Annotated in this window: 21 protein-coding genes and 1 other RNA gene; 8 read left to right on the forward strand and 14 right to left on the reverse strand. The window is 60.2% G+C overall.

The window, feature by feature from the left end; all coding sequences use genetic code 11:
• The first annotated feature begins 91 nt into the window (after window positions 1-91).
• On the forward strand, window positions 92-1,234 hold the full coding sequence (locus HU754_RS28905) for a DegT/DnrJ/EryC1/StrS family aminotransferase (RefSeq protein ID WP_186620098.1): 1,143 nt from the start codon (window positions 92-94) through the stop codon (window positions 1,232-1,234).
• Window positions 1,235-1,289: 55 nt separating this feature from the next.
• Here the strand turns inward: HU754_RS28905 and gcvH are convergent, their stop codons facing one another.
• The 9 genes from gcvH to HU754_RS28950 all read right to left on the reverse strand — a co-directional run bounded on the left by gcvH (window position 1,290) and on the right by HU754_RS28950 (window position 10,966).
• On the reverse strand, window positions 1,290-1,673 hold the full coding sequence (gcvH, locus tag HU754_RS28910) for a glycine cleavage system protein GcvH (protein WP_186620099.1): 384 nt from the start codon (window positions 1,671-1,673) through the stop codon (window positions 1,290-1,292).
• A gap of 50 nt (window positions 1,674-1,723) precedes the next feature.
• Window positions 1,724-2,806 carry a glycine cleavage system aminomethyltransferase GcvT gene (gene gcvT, locus HU754_RS28915; RefSeq protein ID WP_116254279.1) on the reverse strand — a complete coding sequence of 361 codons (1,083 nt, stop codon included), beginning with the start codon at window positions 2,804-2,806 and terminating at the stop codon, window positions 1,724-1,726.
• 156 nt (window positions 2,807-2,962) lie between these two features.
• Window positions 2,963-4,579: an ABC transporter permease gene (locus HU754_RS28920; RefSeq protein WP_186620101.1), complete on the reverse strand. Its 1,617-nt coding sequence runs from the start codon at window positions 4,577-4,579 to the stop codon at window positions 2,963-2,965.
• Between the two features lie 349 nt (window positions 4,580-4,928).
• On the reverse strand, window positions 4,929-5,933 hold the full coding sequence (locus HU754_RS28925) for an extracellular solute-binding protein (RefSeq protein ID WP_093429760.1): 1,005 nt from the start codon (window positions 5,931-5,933) through the stop codon (window positions 4,929-4,931).
• 221 nt (window positions 5,934-6,154) lie between these two features.
• Window positions 6,155-7,372 carry a 2-octaprenyl-3-methyl-6-methoxy-1,4-benzoquinol hydroxylase gene (locus tag HU754_RS28930; protein ID WP_186620423.1) on the reverse strand — a complete coding sequence of 406 codons (1,218 nt, stop codon included), beginning with the start codon at window positions 7,370-7,372 and terminating at the stop codon, window positions 6,155-6,157.
• Between the two features lie 9 nt (window positions 7,373-7,381).
• Window positions 7,382-7,867 carry a DUF4442 domain-containing protein gene (locus HU754_RS28935; RefSeq protein WP_095049393.1) on the reverse strand — a complete coding sequence of 162 codons (486 nt, stop codon included), beginning with the start codon at window positions 7,865-7,867 and terminating at the stop codon, window positions 7,382-7,384.
• Window positions 7,860-9,047: a 2-octaprenyl-6-methoxyphenyl hydroxylase gene (gene ubiH / locus HU754_RS28940; RefSeq protein ID WP_186620102.1), complete on the reverse strand. Its 1,188-nt coding sequence runs from the start codon at window positions 9,045-9,047 to the stop codon at window positions 7,860-7,862. Before ubiH ends, HU754_RS28935 begins: the two co-directional genes overlap by 8 nt.
• Window positions 9,044-10,378, reverse strand: a complete 1,335-nt coding sequence (gene pepP / locus HU754_RS28945; protein ID WP_186620103.1) for a Xaa-Pro aminopeptidase — start codon at window positions 10,376-10,378, stop codon at window positions 9,044-9,046. Before pepP ends, ubiH begins: the two co-directional genes overlap by 4 nt.
• Window positions 10,379-10,405: 27 nt before the next feature.
• Window positions 10,406-10,966 carry a YecA/YgfB family protein gene (locus tag HU754_RS28950; protein ID WP_186620104.1) on the reverse strand — a complete coding sequence of 187 codons (561 nt, stop codon included), beginning with the start codon at window positions 10,964-10,966 and terminating at the stop codon, window positions 10,406-10,408.
• Between the two features lie 125 nt (window positions 10,967-11,091).
• Between HU754_RS28950 and HU754_RS28955 the strand changes: the two genes are divergently transcribed.
• The 4 genes from HU754_RS28955 (at window position 11,092) to HU754_RS28970 (ending at window position 12,509) form a co-directional block, all read left to right on the forward strand.
• Complete coding sequence (locus tag HU754_RS28955) at window positions 11,092-11,301, forward strand: TIGR02449 family protein (protein WP_007911197.1); 210 nt, start codon at window positions 11,092-11,094, stop codon at window positions 11,299-11,301.
• Entirely contained in the window at window positions 11,298-11,615 is a 318-nt protein-coding gene (locus tag HU754_RS28960; protein ID WP_093429754.1) for a cell division protein ZapA, read from the forward strand. The genes HU754_RS28955 and HU754_RS28960 overlap by 4 nt, the downstream gene beginning before the upstream one ends.
• A 30-nt stretch (window positions 11,616-11,645) precedes the next feature.
• Window positions 11,646-11,824, forward strand: a non-coding RNA gene (gene ssrS, locus HU754_RS28965) — 6S RNA.
• A 79-nt stretch (window positions 11,825-11,903) separates the two neighbouring features.
• On the forward strand, window positions 11,904-12,509 hold the full coding sequence (locus HU754_RS28970; protein WP_099757472.1) for a 5-formyltetrahydrofolate cyclo-ligase: 606 nt from the start codon (window positions 11,904-11,906) through the stop codon (window positions 12,507-12,509).
• A gap of 36 nt (window positions 12,510-12,545) precedes the next feature.
• On the opposite strand, the gene HU754_RS28975 is transcribed toward HU754_RS28970, so the two are convergent.
• The gene (locus HU754_RS28975; protein WP_016985917.1) at window positions 12,546-12,701 is read right to left on the reverse strand and encodes a hypothetical protein; all 156 of its coding nucleotides are present in this window, start codon (window positions 12,699-12,701) and stop codon (window positions 12,546-12,548) included.
• Between the two features lie 197 nt (window positions 12,702-12,898).
• On the opposite strand from HU754_RS28975, the gene HU754_RS28980 reads away from it, so the two are divergent.
• On the forward strand, window positions 12,899-13,351 hold the full coding sequence (locus HU754_RS28980; protein WP_186620106.1) for an EVE domain-containing protein: 453 nt from the start codon (window positions 12,899-12,901) through the stop codon (window positions 13,349-13,351).
• A 115-nt stretch (window positions 13,352-13,466) separates the two neighbouring features.
• Here the strand turns inward: HU754_RS28980 and HU754_RS28985 are convergent, their stop codons facing one another.
• Window positions 13,467-13,874: a flagellar basal body-associated protein FliL gene (locus tag HU754_RS28985; RefSeq protein ID WP_027610485.1), complete on the reverse strand. Its 408-nt coding sequence runs from the start codon at window positions 13,872-13,874 to the stop codon at window positions 13,467-13,469.
• Between the two features lie 150 nt (window positions 13,875-14,024).
• On the opposite strand from HU754_RS28985, the gene HU754_RS28990 reads away from it, so the two are divergent.
• Window positions 14,025-15,002, forward strand: a complete 978-nt coding sequence (locus HU754_RS28990; protein WP_186620107.1) for an NADPH:quinone oxidoreductase family protein — start codon at window positions 14,025-14,027, stop codon at window positions 15,000-15,002.
• Window positions 15,003-15,056: 54 nt separating this feature from the next.
• Here HU754_RS28990 and HU754_RS28995 read toward each other — a convergent pair whose 3' ends face one another.
• Window positions 15,057-15,671, reverse strand: coding sequence for an energy transducer TonB (locus HU754_RS28995; protein WP_186620108.1), 615 nt, complete (start codon window positions 15,669-15,671; stop codon window positions 15,057-15,059).
• Window positions 15,672-15,849: 178 nt separating this feature from the next.
• Window positions 15,850-16,479, reverse strand: coding sequence for a flagellar basal body-associated protein FliL (locus HU754_RS29000; RefSeq protein ID WP_186620109.1), 630 nt, complete (start codon window positions 16,477-16,479; stop codon window positions 15,850-15,852).
• Window positions 16,480-16,701: 222 nt separating this feature from the next.
• Between HU754_RS29000 and glpT the strand changes: the two genes are divergently transcribed.
• The gene (gene glpT, locus HU754_RS29005; RefSeq protein WP_186620111.1) at window positions 16,702-18,051 is read left to right on the forward strand and encodes a glycerol-3-phosphate transporter; all 1,350 of its coding nucleotides are present in this window, start codon (window positions 16,702-16,704) and stop codon (window positions 18,049-18,051) included.
• Here the strand turns inward: glpT and HU754_RS29010 are convergent.
• Window positions 18,027-18,695 carry a gamma-glutamylcyclotransferase gene (locus HU754_RS29010; RefSeq protein WP_093429749.1) on the reverse strand — a complete coding sequence of 223 codons (669 nt, stop codon included), beginning with the start codon at window positions 18,693-18,695 and terminating at the stop codon, window positions 18,027-18,029. The genes glpT and HU754_RS29010 overlap by 25 nt on opposite strands.
• Window positions 18,696-18,745 lie beyond the last annotated feature (50 nt).

Genomic DNA, 18,745 nt, shown 5'->3' on the forward strand with positions numbered 1-18,745 from the left:
TATCGTCGCGCACGGCTTGGCGGCCGAGGGCGTTCCGGGCCATGCTGTGGCGCCTGCGTCAGGCGTTCAACTCGCGGATGATCAAAGCCTCATGAGCACACTGCCGTTTCTGCCGTTTTCCAAACCTGTCATCGACGAAGCGACGATTGCCGCTGTGGGCGAAGTCTTGCGTTCCGGCTGGATCACCAGCGGGCCGAAGGTTCAGGCCTTCGAAGCACAGTTGTCGGAATATTTTGGCGGGCGCCCGGTGCGCACCTTCAATTCCGGCACCTGCACCATGGAAATCGCCTTGCGCATCGCCGGCATCGGGCCCGGAGACGAAGTGATTACCACGCCGATTTCCTGGGTGGCCACAGCCAACGTGATCCTTGAAGTCGGCGCCACACCCGTGTTTGCCGACATCGATCCGCAGACCCGCAATATCGACCTGGACCAACTGGAAGCGGCCATTACCCCACGCACCAAAGCAGTGATTCCGGTGTACCTCGCCGGTCTGCCCGTAGACATGGATCGCCTGTACGCCATCGCGCGCAAACACAATCTGCGCATCGTCGAAGACGCCGCCCAGGCGCTGGGCTCGAGCTGGAACGGCCAGCGCATCGGCGCCACCGGTGACTTCGTGTCGTTCAGTTTTCAGGCGAACAAGAACGTCACCTGCGCCGAGGGGGGTTGTCTGGTGCTGAACACACCTGAGGAAGCGCGGCTAGCGGAGAAGTACCGCTTGCAGGGCGTAACCCGCAACGGTTTCGATGGCCTGGACGTCGATGTCCTGGGCGGCAAGTTCAACATGACCGATGTCGCTGCCACGATCGGTCTGGGCCAGTTTGCTCATATCGAAGCGCTGACGGCGCATCGGCGTGAACTGGCGCGGCATTATTTCCAGTGCTTTGGCGCTGACTTTGAAGCGACCTATGGCGCCCAACTGCCGCCGGCGGATTTCACCAACAGCAACTGGCACCTGTTCCAACTGGTACTGCCGGAGCGCAAGGACGGCTTGCCTGCGCGGGCGACGTTCATGGAGCAGATGCAGGCGCATGGTATCGGGATCGGCTATCACTACCCGCCGATTCACTTGCTGAGTCTGTACCGCGAGCGCGGTTTCAACGAGGGGATGTTGCCGGTGGCCGAGCGTGTCGGGCGGCTGATCGTGTCGCTGCCGATGTTTACCGCGATGAGCAAGGAGGATGTCGAGCGCTCGGTCGCTGCGGTGAAAACGGTGTTGCGCAACGCCTGACAGACGCCCATAAAAAAGCCCCGACAAGTCGGGGCTTTGCGGTGTAGCCGGGCAATTACTCGCCGATGGCAGCCTTGTAGGCAGCGGCATCCAGCAGCTTGTCCAGATCAGCTGCATTGTCTGGCTTGAGTTTGAAGATCCACGCACCGTACGGATCGGAGTTCAGCAGTTCCGGAGAAACACTCAGTTCTTCGTTGACGGCGATGACTTCACCGGCGATCGGCGAGTAAATGTCGGAAGCGGCTTTCACCGACTCAACCACACCCGCCTGATCTTCAGCGGCGAATTTGTTACCCAGTTCAGTCAACTCGACGAACACCACATCGCCCAGCGCTTCCTGCGCGTGATCGCTGATGCCCACGGTGACGGTGCCGTCGGCTTCCAGACGTGCCCATTCATGACTTTCGGCAAAACGCAGTTCAGCGGGAATATTGCTCATCTTCGGTGTCCTCAGGAATTGGGTCAGCGGTCATGCCCGCCGGAAAAAGGTTAGATCAAAGTTTTGCCATGGCGTACGAAGGTCGGTTTGACCACCCGTACCGGGTACCACTTGCCACGGATTTCCACTTCGGCGCGGTCGGCAGTTGCCATCGGAACACGCGCCAGGGCAATCGATTTGCTCAGCGTAGGAGAGAAACTACCACTGGTGATCTCCCCTTCGCCAACATCGGCGATGCGAACCACTTGATGAGCGCGCAAAACACCACGTTCTTCCAGGACCAGACCAACCAGTTTGTGCGCAATGCCGGCAGCTTTCTCCGCCTCCAGCGCAGCACGGCCGATGAATTGGCGGGTGGCCGGTTCCCAGGCAATGCTCCAGGCCATGTTCGAGGCCAGTGGCGAAACGTCTTGGTGAATGTCCTGACCGTAGAGGTTCATCCCGGCTTCAACCCGCAGGGTATCGCGCGCACCGAGGCCGATCGGGGAAATGCCGGCACCGACCAGATCGTTGAAGAACCCCGGCGCCTGATTGGCCGGCAGGCAGATTTCCAGCCCATCTTCACCGGTATAACCGGTACGCGCGATGAACCAGTCACCGTCGGTATAGCCTTCGAAGGGTTTGAGGTGCTGGATCAGCGTGGCGCGAGACTGGGTCACCAGTTCGGCAATCTTGTGCCGGGCCTGTGGGCCTTGGATGGCGAGCATCGCCAGCTCGGAGCGCTCGTGCAGTTGCACGTCGTAATCGCCGCGCTGCGCGTTCATCCAGGCCAGATCCTGATCGCGGGTCGAAGCGTTGAACACCAGTCGATAAGCGTCGTCGAGGCGGTAGACGATCATGTCATCGACGATGCCGCCACGCTCGTTGAGCATGGTGCTGTACAACGCACGGCCGGGGCGGTGCAGGCGGTCGACATCATTGGCCAGCAAATGCTGCAGCCAGGCCTTGGCCTGGGTGCCGGTGACATCGATCACGGTCATGTGGGAAACATCGAACACCCCGCAATCGCGGCGCACTTCGTGATGCTCCTCGACCTGCGAGCCGTAATGCAGTGGCATGTCCCAACCGCCAAAATCGACCATCTTCGCGCCGAGGGCGAGATGCAGGTCATACAGAGGCGTACGCTGTCCCATGGGTTTCTCCTTCCGGGCGTGGCGAAGGTGCGGACAGCCGCTGTACGGGATGAAAGCCGCGAAATAGAAGGCTTTCAGCCGATTTCAGCGAACGGGTCTGTCAGACGAACCGCACCGAATGCCGCGCATTGTAGCCGCATGATTCAGGACTGACGACTAAGTGTTTCGATGCGCCGAGCGGCGGATCAGTCCGATGACCGGCAGTAGACCGACCAGAACCAGGGTCAGCGCTGGCAAAGACGCCCTCGCCCATTCACCTTCACTGGTCATTTCAAAGATCCGCACCGCCAGCGTGTCCCAGCCAAACGGGCGCATCAGCAGGGTCGCGGGCATTTCCTTGAGCACATCGACGAACACCAGCAGCGCCGCGCTCAGCGTGCCGGGCAGCAACAGCGGCAGATACACTTTGAAAAACAGTCGCGGCCCACTGACACCCAGGCTACGTGCTGCTTCGGGCAAAGACGGCCGTATACGCGCCAGACTGCTTTCCAGCGGCCCGTACGCCACCGCAATAAAACGCACCAGATAGGCCATCAGCAACGCCGCCAGACTGCCAAGCAGCAGCGGTTTGCCCGCGCCGCCGAGCCAACCGGAGAGTGGAATCACCAGTTCGCGATCCAGGTAACTGAACGCCAGCATGATCGACACCGCCAGCACCGAACCCGGCAAGGCGTAACCGAGATTGGCTAGGCCAACGCCGGAGTTGATCGCGGGCGTCGGCGCCAGTCGCCGAGCGAAGGCCAGCAGCAACGCGACGCTTACGGTAATCAGCGCCGCCATGCCGCCCAGATACAAGGTGTGCAGGATCAGCCCGGCGTAGCGCTCGTCCAGATCGAAACGGCCGCGCTGCCAGAACCAGACGATCAGTTGCAGCAGCGGAATGACGAAGGCGCAGGCGAACACCAGTGCGCACCAGCTCATCGCCGCGAACGCTTTGAGCCCGCGCAAGTGATACAGGGCTTTCACCCGTGGTCGCTCGTTGCCCGCCCGATTGGCGCCACGCGCGCGACGTTCGCCGTAGAGCACCAGCATCACCACCAGCAGCAACAGACTGGCCAGCTGCGCCGCACTCGACAGGCTGAAGAAGCCGTACCAGGTCTTGTAGATGGCGGTGGTAAAGGTGTCGAAGTTGAACACCGAGACCGCGCCGAAATCCGCCAGGGTTTCCATCAGCGCCAATGCCACGCCGGCGCCAATGGCCGGACGCGCCATCGGCAACGCCACACGCCAGAACGCTTGCCAGGGCGATTGGCCAAGCACCCGCGCCGCTTCCATCAGGCCTTTGCCCTGAGCGAGGAATGCGGTGCGCGCCAACAAATAAACGTAGGGATAGAAGACCAGCACCAGCACGATGATCACGCCGCCGGTGGAGCGCACGCGCGGCAGCCGCAGGCCGCTGCCGAACCATTCGCGCAGCAGGGTCTGCACAGGGCCGGCGAAGTCGAGCAGGCCGACGAAAACGAAGGCCAGCACATAGGCGGGAATGGCGAAAGGCAGCATCAGCGCCCAGTCGAGCCAGCGCCGGCCGGGGAATTCGCAGAGGCTGGTGAGCCAGGCGAGGCTGACACCCAGCAGCGTCACACCTACACCGACGCCAACGACCAGCGTCAGGGTGTTGCCCAGCAGGCGCGGCATCTGGGTTTGCCACAGGTGCGACCAGATCTGTTGATCGATGGTCTGCCAGGAGAGCAGCAGAACGCTCAGGGGCAACAGCACCAGCGCGGCGATGGCGAAGACGATGGGATACCAGCGGCGTTGGGCGGGGTGGGCCACTTTTGAATCTCTGGGGGGATTGAGGTGTTCTTGGATTGGGTATTTCAGGTTGGGATTGTTGCCCTCACCCTAACCCTCTCCCGGAGGGAGAGGGGACTGACCGCGTAGTTTATGGGAATTACGCCGACCTGAAACATCGAGCCGAACTCAGGATTTAAATTCAACATAGATCGGCTCCCTCACCCGGAGGGAGAGGGGACTGACCGAGGCGTTGGTTCAAGCTACATCGACCTGAGATATCGAGTTGAACTCAGGATTTGAATCCAACACAGATCGGCTCCCTCTCCCTTGGGAGAGGGCTGGGGTGAGGGGCTGCGATCTTGAAGCAGACAAATCTATCGAAAAAGCCTCAATTCCAACCCGCCCGATCCATCATCCGGATCGCTTCAGCCTGACGCTTGCCCGCCACTTCCACCGGCAAGGTGTCAGCGACAAACTTGCCCCACGCCGCCACTTCTTCCGAAGGCGCCACCGCCGGGTTGGCCGGAAACTCCTGGTTCACGTCTGCGAAAATCTTCTGCGCCTCTGGCGTGGTCATCCATTCAACCAAAGCTTTGGCCGCTTCCGGGTGCGGCGCGTACTGGGTCAGGCCAATGCCCGACAGGTTCACGTGCACGCCACGGTCGGCCTGATTCGGCCAGAACAGCTTCACCGGCAGTTCCGGCTTCTGCTTGTGCAGGCGGCCATAGTAGTAAGTGTTGACGATGCCGACATCACATTGCCCGGCGTTGATCGCTTCGAGCACCGCGACATCATCGGAGAACACGTCGGTGGAGAGGTTGTTGACCCAGCCCTTGAGGATCTTTTCAGTTTTCTCGGCGCCATGGACTTCGATCATGGTCGCGGTCAGCGACTGGTTGTAGACCTTCTTCGCCGTACGCAGGCACAGGCGCCCTTCCCAGTTCTTGTCGGCCAGTGCTTCGTAGGTGGTCAGCTCGCCCGGCTTCACCCGTTCGGTGGAGTAGGCGATGGTCCGCGCGCGCAGGCTCAGGCCGGTCCAGGCGTGAGTGGACGAGCGATATTGCAGTGGAATGTTGGCGTCGATGGTTTTCGAGGTGAACGGCTGGAGGATGCCCATCTGCTCGGCCTGCCAGAGGTTGCCGGCGTCAACGGTCAGCAGCAGGTCGGCGGTGGCGTTCTCACCTTCGGCCTTGATGCGCTGCATCAGCGGCGCTTCCTTGTCGGTGATGAACTTGATCTTCACCCCGGTCTTGGCGGTGTAGGCATCGAAGACCGGTTTGATCAGCTCATCGATGCGCGACGAGTAAACCACCACCTCATCAGCGGCCTGGGCCGTTGTGCTGCCGATCAGGGTCAGGGCCAGTGCGGTCAGAAGACGCTTGGGTGCCAACATGGGAGTGGTCTCTCGGTCGGAAAATGTGGGCCAAATGATAAGGACTCACATTTACCACCTCAATCGAACTCTTTTTGAAGGAGTTACCAGATGTTGCACAGTTTGAAAATTGTGGTGCCTGGCCGGGCGCCATCGCGAGCAGGCTCACTCCTACAGGGGAACGCATTCCAAATGTAGGAGTGAGCCTGCTCGCGATGAGGCCATCAGCAGCAACGAAGAGATCAGGGTTTGGCGAGGGCCGGAAGATCACCGGTCAACCCGAGGGCTTCACGCACAAACAGCGCCTTCGCCTCCGGCATCTGCTCCACCAGCTTCAACCCGGCATTGCGCAGCCACCTGACCGGCAACGGATCAGCCTGAAACAACCGCTCAAACCCTTCCATCGCCGCCATCAGCGCCAGGTTGTGCGGCATGCGCCGGCGCTCGTAACGGCTCAGCACCTTCACCTCCGCCAAGCGCTCGCCACGCTCGGCCGCCTGCAACAGCACTTCGGCCAGCACCGCAGCATCAAGGAAACCGAGGTTCACACCCTGCCCCGCCAACGGGTGAATGGTGTGCGCCGCATCGCCGATCAGCGCCAGCCCTTCGGCCACATAGCGCTTGGCATGGCGCTGACGCAGCGGCACGCACAGTCGCGGATCGGCACTGACGACTGCGCCGAGGCGACCTTCAAAGGCGCGCTCCAGCTCTCGGCAGAACGCCGCTTCATCCAGCGCCATCAAGCGCTCGGCTTCGCCCGGCGTGGTCGACCAGACGATCGAACACCAATCCTGCTGCCCGTCACGCTCAAGCGGCAGAAACGCCAACGGCCCGTGATCGGTAAAGCGCTGCCACGCGGTCATCTGGTGCGACTTGCTGCTGCGCACGCTGGTGACGATGGCGTGGTGCATGTAATCCCACTCGCGCGTGGCCATCCCGGTGAGGCGGCGAACGGCCGAGTTGGCACCGTCAGCGGCGATCACCAATGGCGCGCGCAACTGACGACCGTCAGCCAGCGTCAGCAACCAGTCATCGCCCGAGCGGCGCATCTGTTCCAGCCGCGCATTAGCGAGCATGCCCAGATCGCAATCGTGCAAACGGTCGAGCAAGGCGTCCTGCACCACACGGTTTTCGACGATATGACCCAGCACCTCGGCGTGCACACTGCTCGCCGAGAAATGGATCTGCCCGGTGCCGCTGCCGTCCCAGACGTGCATGTCGGTGTACGGGCTGCTGCGGCGCTTGGCGATGCCGTCCCACACGCCGAGGCGTTCGAGGATGCGTTGGCTGGCTGCCGACAGCGCGCTCACACGCGGTTCAAATGCGGCTTCGGCGTCGAACGGTTTGACGCTCAGTGGGCTGCCGTCGAGCAGCAGGACTTCCAGCCCGCTGTCCTGCAACGCCAACGCCAGGGCGCTGCCGACCATTCCGGCTCCGACAATCAGCAGATCTGCGCGCATTTCCATGCTTTAAGCCTGTCTCGCTTGCGGCTTGAGCCGCACGTAAAGGGTTTTACCGACCCGCGCCACCAGATTGCCGGCGCCGTCATGAATGTCGACCTGCAACTGCGGCAGGTATTTCTCGCCATTGGCGGTTTGCCGGCGAATCTCGGCGAGCAAGGTCTCGTCGATATTGAAGCGGGCGAACACCGGGCCTTTGCCCGGCGCAATGAAATCGATATCGGCAGCCTTGTCCCAGACAATGTACTTCGAGCCGAGGTTTTCCATGAGCATCAGCATGAAAAACGGGTCGACCATCGAATACAGGCTGCCGCCGAACTGGGTGCCGACGTAGTTGCGGTTGTACCAGCCCAGCCCCATCGACACCTGAACGTCGCGGAAATCATCGCTGATATGCCGAACCCGTACACCGGCGCCAAGATACGGCGGGTAGAACGTCATCACCCAGCGCATCAACCGCGCCTTGCCGAATTTAGCGGTCAACCACTTAAGCATCCGGTCGCGTTCCCAGACCCATGGCCTGACGGGCAAACCAGCGCTTGGCCGGCGGCAACAGATCGAGACCGAGCAGGCCGATGTTACGCCCCAGCGAAACCAATGGCTGCGTGCTGCCGAACAGCCGTGTGACCTGATCGGAGAAACCGACGGTAAGGTCCTGATCGAGACGCTGACGCTCGCGATAAGCCTGCAATGTGGCGAAGTCGCCCAGCGGCTTTTCACTGGACAACAACGCGGCGGCCAAGGCATCGGCATCACGCAGTGACAAGTTGAAACCCTGCCCGGCAATCGGGTGCAGGCTGTGCGCCGCGTTGCCGAGCACAGCCAGATGCGAGCGCACCTGCTCTTCGGCCTCGACCAACGTCAGCGGATACAAATGCCGTGCGCCAACCTGTTTCAACGTGCCGAGGCGATAACCGAATACGCCCTGCAATTCGCTGAGGAAATCACGCTCGCTCAAATCGGCCAGACGCTGCGCGTCCATGCCCAAACGGGTCCAGACCAGAGCACAGCGGTTTTCCGGCAGCGGCAGCAAGGCCATCGGCCCTTCGTCGGTGAAACGCTCAAAGGCCATGCCGTTGTGCGCTTCGCTCGGGGTGATGTTGGCAATCAGTGCGCTCTGGTTGTACGGACGCTTGCGCACGTTAATGCCTAGCTGCTCGCGCAGACCGGAGCGACCGCCATCGGCGAGCACCGCGAGGTCGCATTCAAGGGTGGTTTCATCATTGAGGGTCAGGCGATAGCCATCGGGCAGCGGTTCCATGCGTGTGACCTCCGCCGGGCAACGCCAGCTGATCACGTCTTTGTCGATGTGCTGCCACAGGCACTGGCCGAGCCAGGCATTTTCCACCACGTAACCGAGCGCTGGTACGCCCTCTTCCATCGCCGACAGACGCGCGGTGGAGAAGCGGCCACGGTCAGAAACATGAATCTGCTTGATCGGCTCGGCGCGACGGGAGATTTCCTGCCACACGCCCAGCCGTTGATAAATCTGCCGCGAGCCGAAGGACAGCGCCGACGAACGTGCGTCGTAGCTCGGCTGCCAGCTGTCGCCCGGTGCAAACGGCTCGATCAGGACGATCCTCCAGCCACGCGCCTTGGCTCCGGCCTGCAAGGCCAACGCCAGACTGGCGCCGACCAGACCGCCACCGATGATTGCCAGATTGACTCGACTCATGCCGCGTGGGTCCTTGCTTGCGCCATCAGCGCTTCGATTTCAGCGACGGTTTTCGGCACGCCGCTGGTGAGGATTTCACAACCTGTTTTGGTCACGACCACGTCGTCCTCGATACGTACACCAATGCCGCGCCATTTTTTCGCGACGTTCTGATTGTCCGGGGCGATGTAGATGCCCGGCTCTACGGTCAGCGCCATGCCGACCTCGAGCACTCGCCATTCGCCGCCGACCTTGTACTCACCAACGTCATGCACATCCATGCCCAGCCAGTGGCCGGCGCGGTGCATGTAGAACGCTTTATAGGCTTCGTTGGCGATCAATTCGTCGACCTCACCCTGCAGCAAACCGAGTTTCACCAACCCCGTGGTGATAACGCGAACCGTGGCTTCGTGCGCCTGATTCCAGTGTTTGTTCGGGGCGATTTCGGCGAACGCTGCTTCCTGCGAGGCCAGCACCAACTCATAGATCGCTTTCTGCTCGGGCGAAAACTTGCCGTTGACCGGCCAGGTGCGGGTGATGTCGCTGGCGTAGCAGTCAATCTCGCAACCGGCATCGATCAACACCAGGTCGCCGTCCTTGAGCAGCGCGTCATTCTGCTGGTAATGCAGGATGCAGCTGTTGCGTCCGGCGGCGACGATCGAGCCGTAGGCCGGCATCTTCGCCCCGCCCTTGCGGAACTCGTAGTCGAGTTCGGCTTCGAGGCTGTACTCGTAGAGCCCGGCCCGACTGGCCTGCATCGCACGGATGTGGGCTTGCGCCGAGATCCGTGCGGCTTCGCGCATCACCTTCACTTCTGCCGCCGATTTATACAGACGCATGTCGTGGAGCAGATGATCCAGGGCAACGAATTCGTTCGGCGGCTGGGCGCCGAGGTGCGCCTTGGAGCGGATCACATTGATCCAGTCCATCAGGTGACGGTCGAATTCAGGGTTGCTGCCCATCGCCGAATACACCCGGTCGCGGCCTTCGATCAGGCCCGGGAGGATGTCGTCGATGTCGGTAATAGGGAAAGCGTCATCGGCACCGAAGTCGCGGATCGCGCCCTCCTGCCCGGCGCGCAAACCGTCCCACAATTCGCGTTCGGCGTTGCGCTCACGGCAGAACAGCACGTATTCGCCATGCTCACGGCCGGGCATCAAAACGATGACGGCTTGCGGCTCGGGAAATCCGCTGAGGTACTGGAAGTCGCTGTCCTGACGGTAGACATGCTCGACGTCGCGGTTGCGAATGGCGACCGCGGCGGCGGGCAGGATCGCGATGCTGTTGGGTTCCATCTGCGCCATCAGGGCCTTGCGGCGACGGCTGTATTCCGCTTTCGGGATATGGATCATGGGCAGATGGCTTTCCCTGGCACGCGATTAATGCAGCGACGGCTTGGCGGCTGGCGGCACGTCGGTTTTCTTGGTTTCCGAGAACAGCAGCAGCGGCGCAACGCGCAGGTACTCCATGACTTCCATGTAGTCGGTTTCGCCGTCTTCGGATTCTTCCAGGGCGTCTTGCACCTGGGAGATCGCTGCCAGATCCTGCAGCACTTCGGTGGCTTCAGTGCTGAGCATGCTGCTGTCGCGGCAGTTCAGGCCGAAACCGCTGAGGAAGCCTTGGCACCACTCGCCCAGTGCAGCGGCGCGGTCGGCCAGCGGCGCGTCGTCGGTTGGCAGCAGCAGAACGACGGTGACGTCGTCGCCGGTCAGCTCGCCTTTAACCATCTCTTGCAGGCCGATCAGGGCGTTGCGGACGTTGTCCTGGATGTCACCTTCGAGCAGTTCGGCGGCGTCGATCAACCAGCCTTCTTTATCGAAGCCGGCACCGGCGCAACTGCGTCCGAGCAGCACGCCATGCAGTTCGGCAGGCGAGACGTTGTGGCCGCTGGCAGTCAGCAGGGTGGCAAAGGCTTGGTACGGGGAATTCGCAATGATCATGGGCAGCTAGGCGCCAGACGGCGCTATGTCTAGAATGAAGGCCTTGTATCCTACATCGACAGACTCGCCAAGACTATTAAAGGCTGTCCGCCAGCTACCTCCCATCAGACGAACACGTGGACACAATGGAAGACACCGACCTGCAAGCGCTGATGGCCAGACTCGAACTGTTGATTGGCCGAGTCGAGCAACTAAAGAGTCAAAATGCACTCTTACTAGCTCAGGAAAAGACCTGGCGCGAGGAACGCGCTCACCTCATTGAAAAAAACGAAATCGCCCGGCGTAAGGTCGAATCGATGATTTCGCGCCTCAAGGCCCTGGAGCAAGACTCATGAGTTCAAGCAATAGCGTCACCGTGCAGATCCTCGACAAAGAGTATTCGATCATCTGCCCGCAGGAAGAACGCAGCAATCTGGTCAGTGCCGCGCGCTATCTGGATGGCAAGATGCGTGAGATCCGCAGCAGCGGCAAAGTCATCGGTGCCGACCGTATCGCCGTGATGGCCGCGCTGAACATCACCCACGACCTCTTGCACAAAGAAGAGCGTCCGGATATCCAGGCCAGCGGTTCGACCCGTGAACAGGTGCGCGACTTGCTCGATCGTGTCGATCTGGTCCTCGCCGACGATCAGAACACCAGCAAGGGCTGATTCAACTGGCCGCTTGCGGTATACTCGCGGCACTCCCTGGGGTGCTTGCCAGTTGACGATGTCCCTGAGCCGATTCGCACTACCCTGGAAGTTGCACGTTGGGCTGGTGTGCATGTCCGCTAGACGGAAAGCCTTAAAGTCTACTGCATCTTCCACCTTGAACTTTCGGGTTCAAGGGCTAAGTTGACAGCGGTTCATCCGGGGAGCCTGATTCGAATCCGATGTCGGTGAAAACCGCCATCGGATTTTTTATGCGTACGTTTTCGTCCAACCTGCCGAAGCCGAACCATGACCGAACCCGCGCTGCTGCCCCGCCCGCAACTCCGCCGCCTGCTGCGCAAGGCGCGCCGTGCGCTGACCAAGAGCGAACAACGCCAGGCTGCCAAGGGCCTGTACCGGCAACTGGCACAAGACCCGCACTTTCGCCGGGCCAGACATATCTCTCTGTACCTGCCCACAGACGGTGAAATCGATCCGCGCCTTCTGCTGCGCGAAGCTCAACGCCGGGGTAAATCGACTTATCTGCCGGTGCTCAGCGCCTGGCCACGCACCAAGATGGTTTTCCAACGCATTCGTCCCGGCGAGAAACTTAAACCCAATCGCTTCCGCATTCTCGAGCCGCGAGCCAATCTGGCACAGCAACGCAAGGTCTGGACACTGGATCTGGTGTTATTGCCGTTGGTAGGGTTTGACGATGTCGGCGGGCGACTCGGGATGGGCGGCGGTTTCTATGATCGCAGCCTGGCGTATCTGGCTCGGCGAAAAAGCTGGCGCAAGCCGACGCTGCTGGGCCTGGCCCATGAATGTCAGAAGGTCGAACGCTTGGCGCAGGCAAGCTGGGATGTACCGTTACAAGGCACGGTCAGCGACAAGGCTTGGTATTTCGCGGGATAGGACGCCGCGCAGATCAGCGGCGTCGAGAAAGCCGTTTCAGCGTTTGAAGGCTGTCGACTGTTGCACCTGTTGCGCGACTTCAATCGGCGCGTCGGCCTTGTTCGACCACAAGCTCTGCGCATAACCGGTGGTTACGACGCCCAAGCCAAACAAAATTACCAAAGTCCATAGTAGATCCGGTTTGCGTTTCATCGATTGCCCCCCTCAAGGCACATCATCACGATGACAGCAGCGGTTTCCGTTCGTAGGCCGTGCAGCAGCGTCAAGCTTTAAAGGCCGGCATTTTGCGACAACGTGAACCTGCGCGCAAACGCTGACGTCAACCGACTGTCGGTTTGTCATAAAATTGCCCGACAACCTGCCCAATGACCGTTTCAGGAGCAAAAACCATGGCCTATTGGCTGATGAAGTCCGAGCCCGACGAACTCTCTATCAAAGGTCTGGAAAAGCTCGGCACAGCGCGCTGGGACGGAGTTCGCAACTATCAGGCGCGTAACTTCCTGCGCTCGATGGCCGTGGGTGACGAGTTCTTTTTCTACCATTCCAGCTGCCCGGAGCCGGGGATTGCAGGGATTGGCAAGATTATCGAAGCGGCGTACCCGGATCCCACCGCACTGGAGCCGGAGAGTCATTACTTCGATCCCAAGGCTACCCCGGAAAAAAATGCCTGGAGTGCGATCGATGTCGAACACGTCGAGACGTTTGCCCGGGTATTGAAGCTGGATTACCTCAAGCAGCAGACCGCGCTGGCCGAGATGCCGTTGGTGCAGAAGGGCTCGCGGTTGTCGGTAATGCCGGTGACGGCGGAGCAGTGGGCGGCGGTGATTGCGCTCAAACCCTGAGGAATATGTTGCCTGAAACATCGCCATCGCGAGCAGGCTCACTCCTACAGGGAAACGCATTCCAACTGTAGGAGTGAGCCTGCTCGCGATGAGGCCAGCCCGGACAACAAATGACTTACTGAATGATCAGGTTATTGAACAACAGATCCTCAACCACCGGCTTGCCGGTCTCGTCATTCATCACTTGCTGGGTCTGCTTCAACGCTTCCTGACGCAGCTTCTCTTTACCCTCGATGCTGCCCATCGCCTCGGTGGTCTGCTGGGTGAACAGTGCCACCAGCTGATTGCGGATCAGCGGCTCGTTGGCCTTGACCAGTTTGGTCGCCTCCTCACCGGTCACGCGCAACGCCACATCGGCCTTGTAAACCTTAAGCTTCGGCGTGCCGTCCAACCCGTAGTTACCCACGAACGGCGGGCTCAGGGTGATGTAGTTGACCTTCGGCGCCTCGCCTTCTTTAGCTTCTTCGGCCAGCGCTGCCACAGGCAGAGACAGGGCCAGCAACAACATGATCCACGCTTTCACAATTCGCTCCTTATCCGGTTTGCGGCCTAGCATAACGACCCGCCGCGCAAGCACAAGCTTATGGCTGACTATCAGGGCCGGGCATGCTCGTTGACCCGTTGACTGACACACCTACACTTATCGGCCATCACTCCCAAAGGAATAGCCCTGATGAAAGCCGTGCTGTGCAAAGCCTTCGGCCCTGCCGAATCGCTGGTGCTGGAAGACGTCGCCAGCCCTGTCGCGAAGAAGAACGAAATCCTCCTGGAGGTGCACGCCGCCGGGGTCAACTTCCCGGACACGCTGATCATCGAGGGCAAGTACCAGTTCAAGCCGCCCTTCCCGTTCTCGCCGGGTGGTGAAGCGGCTGGCGTGGTCACGGAGGTCGGGGAAAAGGTCAGCCACCTCAAGGTCGGTGACCGGGTCATGGCGCTGACCGGTTGGGGCAGCTTCGCTGAACAGGTCGCGGTGCCCGGCTACAACGTCCTGCCGATTCCGCCGTCGATGGACTTCAACACCGCCGCCGCGTTCAGCATGACTTACGGCACCTCGATGCACGCCCTCAAGCAACGCGCCAACCTGCAAGCGGGGGAAACCCTGCTGGTACTCGGTGCATCCGGCGGCGTCGGCCTGGCGGCGGTGGAAATCGGCAAAGCCATGGGCGCCCGCGTCATTGCTGCCGCCAGCAGCGCGGAGAAGCTCGCCGTGGCCAAGGCTGCCGGCGCCGATGAGCTGATCAACTACAGCGAAACCAGCCTCAAGGACGAAATCAAACGCCTCACCGATGGCCAGGGCGCCGACGTGATCTACGACCCGGTCGGCGGTGATCTGTTCGACCAAGCCATCCGCGCCATCGCCTGGAATGGCCGTCTGCTGGTCGTCGGTTTCGCCAGCGGGCGCATCCCGGAACTGCCGGTCAACCTCGCCTTGCTCAAAGGCGCGGCAGTGCTCGGTGTGTTCTGGGGCTCCTTCGCCCAGCGCCAGCCGCAAGACAACGCGGCGAACTTCCAGCAATTGTTTGGCTGGTTTGCCGAGGGCAAGCTGAAACCGCTGGTGTCGCAGGTGTACTCATTGAGCAATGCGGCGCAGGCGATCAATGATCTTGGCCAGCGCAAGGCGGTGGGTAAGGTTGTAGTGCAAGTGCGCTGAGTTATCTTTCGATGCAGGCCAGAATGCCCGGTTCGGTCGCTCTGGCCTGTGTTATCAAAGCAATTCACGAATCTCCGCCGGTAACAGGCTTATGAATTTGCGCGTCGGGCTCTCCCGACAAGCCCTGACGATCGTCCCAACCTGCCGATTCATCTTGGCAATTATCGCCAGACGCTGTTCATCCGGCAGCTGGGTTCTATGGAAGACGTTCGAAAGATAGGCACGAGTTTGTGCGAACACCGCCGAATCGATCCATGAATACTCGTCAATATTGGCCAGATGCTCGTTAACCGTACCGCATCGCAAGACTTTCAGTTGCTGGTTGACGTGAATGGTTTGATCCAGATCGAGCCTGAAAATCATTGGCGCGATGATTTCCTGCTGTTCCGGTTTATTCCCTTCAACCGTCCAAGGCTTGAAACGCCACTGCGCTATCGCGACTCGAACCGCATCGGCCAAGTCAGGATGAGTGCTCTCTCGAATGCTGATTTCGCTGACTGAACCATCCGCACTGGCGATGAAACTAACCTTCACCTCGCCCGTTATACCTGCCCTTTGCAGTTCTAGAGGGTAAATCGGCTTGGGATTGTTTTCCGGTATCAAAAACACTTCTGAGGCCAGCGCAGAACAGCCGACCAACAACCAAAACCCAGCAAAAATCCAGCGCATGATCCTGCCCCTCCCTAGTGAGTTGTCCTATCCGGCAACAACACAAAGGTTACTGAGCAGTGACTTTTAACTGAATGGTGCAGCTTCGCCGCTGCATGCAGGACGTTTCCCTGATCCCCTCGGGAAACCGTACAAATCCGCTGCGCGAATAGTCGCAGGTAATTTTTCTGACGGATGTTTAGCTGCCGTTTGCGACTGCAACGTCACCGGGCATCAGATGCTCCTGAACCTTTTCGCTCTGAGACGGAATCAGTCGCCCTTTCTCATCAAAGCGTAAAACGATCACCCAGTCGTAGACCTCATCCGGCCATTTTTCCCGCCCGATCAATGCAGTGCTATTGCCGCCAAAGGCTGCAATCAACTTATTGATCTTCCCGTGGTGCCAGGCAATCAACACCGTTTTTGCCTGGTTGCCCTGGCGCAGCAGCTTGACCAGTTTATGGATATCACCATTGATGTAAGGCTGCTCGACCGGCAGGTTCAAACGCGCGGCCAGCGGTGTCAGGGTCAAGCGTGACCGAGAGCTTTCCGGGCTGTCACCGGCAGCAATCAGACGCTCTGGCGTCAGGGCCTCGCCGTTCAGCTTTAGAGGATTGAAATAGTCGACATAGGCGGCTGCTCGCTGCTCGCCTCGGGCGTTGAGCACCGAACCGACATCAGGTTTTTCCGCATGACGAATGATCAACACCGTGGCATTGCGAAGACCTGACTCTTCCGGATGATCAGCCCAAACCAACGCCACAACCGAAATCAAGAGTGCTGCCGCTGCCCACAATCTGCGCACCAACATGCGAACCTTCACTGGCATCTCTTATCTCTGCTAAATCTCGGGATTGGCCGCAAGTCTAAGTGACTCCATGTCCACAGACAGTAAAAACGCCCTGTTCTTACAGCTGAGCGACAGGTTCGTAAAGGAACGCGCGACTTCCAACATTTTCCGCTATTTGCTCGATGCGAACCGGTGCTATTTTCGGTAACGAAACTGTAACATTCGCATCCGCAGTCAAAACAAGAAATCTGGAGCTCTTGAATGTTTGCTTTCTTTCGTCCTGCCGCACATCAGGCTCCATTGCCTGAAGAAAAAATAGACAGCACGTACCGACGCCTGCGCTGGCAGATCTTCGCCGGTATCTTCTTTGGCTACGCGGGTTACTACCTGCTGCGCAAAAACTTCTCGCTGGCCATGCCGTACCTGATCGACGAAGGCTACAGCCGTGGCGATCTGGGTCTGGCGATGTCGGCGATCGCCATTGCCTATGGCCTGTCGAAATTCCTCATGGGCCTGGTGTCCGACCGTTCCAATCCGCGCTACTTCCTGCCGTTCGGTCTGCTGGTCTCGGCCGGGGTGATGTTCATTTTCGGTTTCGCGCCTTGGGCAACGTCCAGCGTGACCATGATGTTCATCCTGCTGTTCATCAACGGCTGGGCCCAGGGCATGGGCTGGCCGCCAAGTGGCCGGACCATGGTGCACTGGTGGTCGCAGAAGGAACGTGGCGGCGTGGTGTCGGTGTGGAACGTGGCGCATAACGTTGGCGGCGGCCTGATCGGCCCGCTGTTCCTGCTCGGCATGGGCTTGTTCAACGACTGGCACGCGGCGTTTTACGTGCCAGCAGCCGTGGCGCTGGGCGTGGCGGTATTTGCCTTCATCACCATGCGCGACACTCCGCAATCAGTCGGCCTGCCGCCCATCGAGAAGTACAAGAACGATTACCCGGAAGGCTACGACGCCAGCCACGAAGACGAATTCAGTGCCAAGGAAATCTTCGTCAAATACGTGCTGCGCAACAAAATGCTCTGGTACATCGCCATGGCTAACGTCTTCGTTTACCTGCTGCGCTACGGCGTACTGGACTGGGCGCCGACCTATCTCAAGGAAGCCAAGGGTTTCACCGTCGATAAAACTTCGTGGGCTTACTTCTTCTACGAGTGGGCGGGCATTCCCGGCACGCTGCTGTGCGGCTGGATGTCGGACAAGATCTTCCGTGGCAACCGTGGCCTGACCGGTATGGTGTTCATGGCGCTGGTGACCGTGGCGACCCTCGTTTACTGGCTGAACCCGGCCGGCAACCCGACCGTCGACATGATCGCGCTGTTTTCGATCGGCTTCCTGATCTACGGCCCGGTGATGTTGATCGGTCTGCAGGCGCTGGAACTGGCGCCGAAGAAAGCCGCCGGCACGGCTGCGGGTTTCACCGGCCTGTTCGGCTATCTGGGTGGTTCGGTCGCAGCCAGTGCAGCGATGGGCTACACCGTTGACCACTTCGGCTGGGACGGTGGTTTTGTGCTGCTGGTGGGCGCTTGCCTGCTGTCGATGGCGTTCCTGGCCCCGACGCTTTGGCACAAGCAAATCGCCAGTCAGAGCCGTGAAGCAGTCGCTTGATCGCTTTGTGATTTACAGCGCTTGAGCCGCGCCTCCAGATTACGGTCTGGCATGGCGTGGCTGCGCAGGGCGTGGGCGGTCTGCTCGACATAATCGCGAGTAGTGCCGTAACGCCCGCAAGCGCTTGCGAACACCTGGCTCAGCACGTGATCCGGCAAGTTGCCGGCATAGCTGGGCAGGTGTCGCTCCAATACGAATCCCAGGGCCTGCACCTGAGTGCCATCTTCGAGCCGGCAGTTGAGCCAGTGCGGCCGATAAGACGGCACCGGCATCTCGCGTTTCCACAAGGCGTACAGCGCAGCGTCGAGATTGTCTTCGGGCAAGCGATAGGCGAAGCCGCTGCACGAACCGCCGCGATCCAGACCAAACACCAGTCCCGGCATTTCCGGCGTGCCGCGATGCTCGTGCGACCACAGGTACAAACCGCGATGGTAGCCATGCACGCGGCCGCGCACCCGCTCCACCGCCGAGCATTCAGGCCGCCAGATCAGTGAGCCATACGCGAACAGCCACACCGGCCCGCCCTTGTGGCGCGCCATGGTTGATTGCATGGAAGCGAGAAGTTGTTCGTGCGTCAGCTGCGGCCCAAGATCGAGCCGCGGAGGGTAATTCAAATTCAGAAAAGCGTTTTCAATGGCGCTCATGGCGAATAGCGTTCAGCTCCCCGCGAGTGAAGAATTACTTAATAGAACGC

The sequence above is a fragment of the Pseudomonas zeae genome (assembly GCF_014268485.2).
Taxonomy (GTDB): Bacteria; Pseudomonadota; Gammaproteobacteria; order Pseudomonadales; family Pseudomonadaceae; genus Aquipseudomonas; species Aquipseudomonas neuropathica.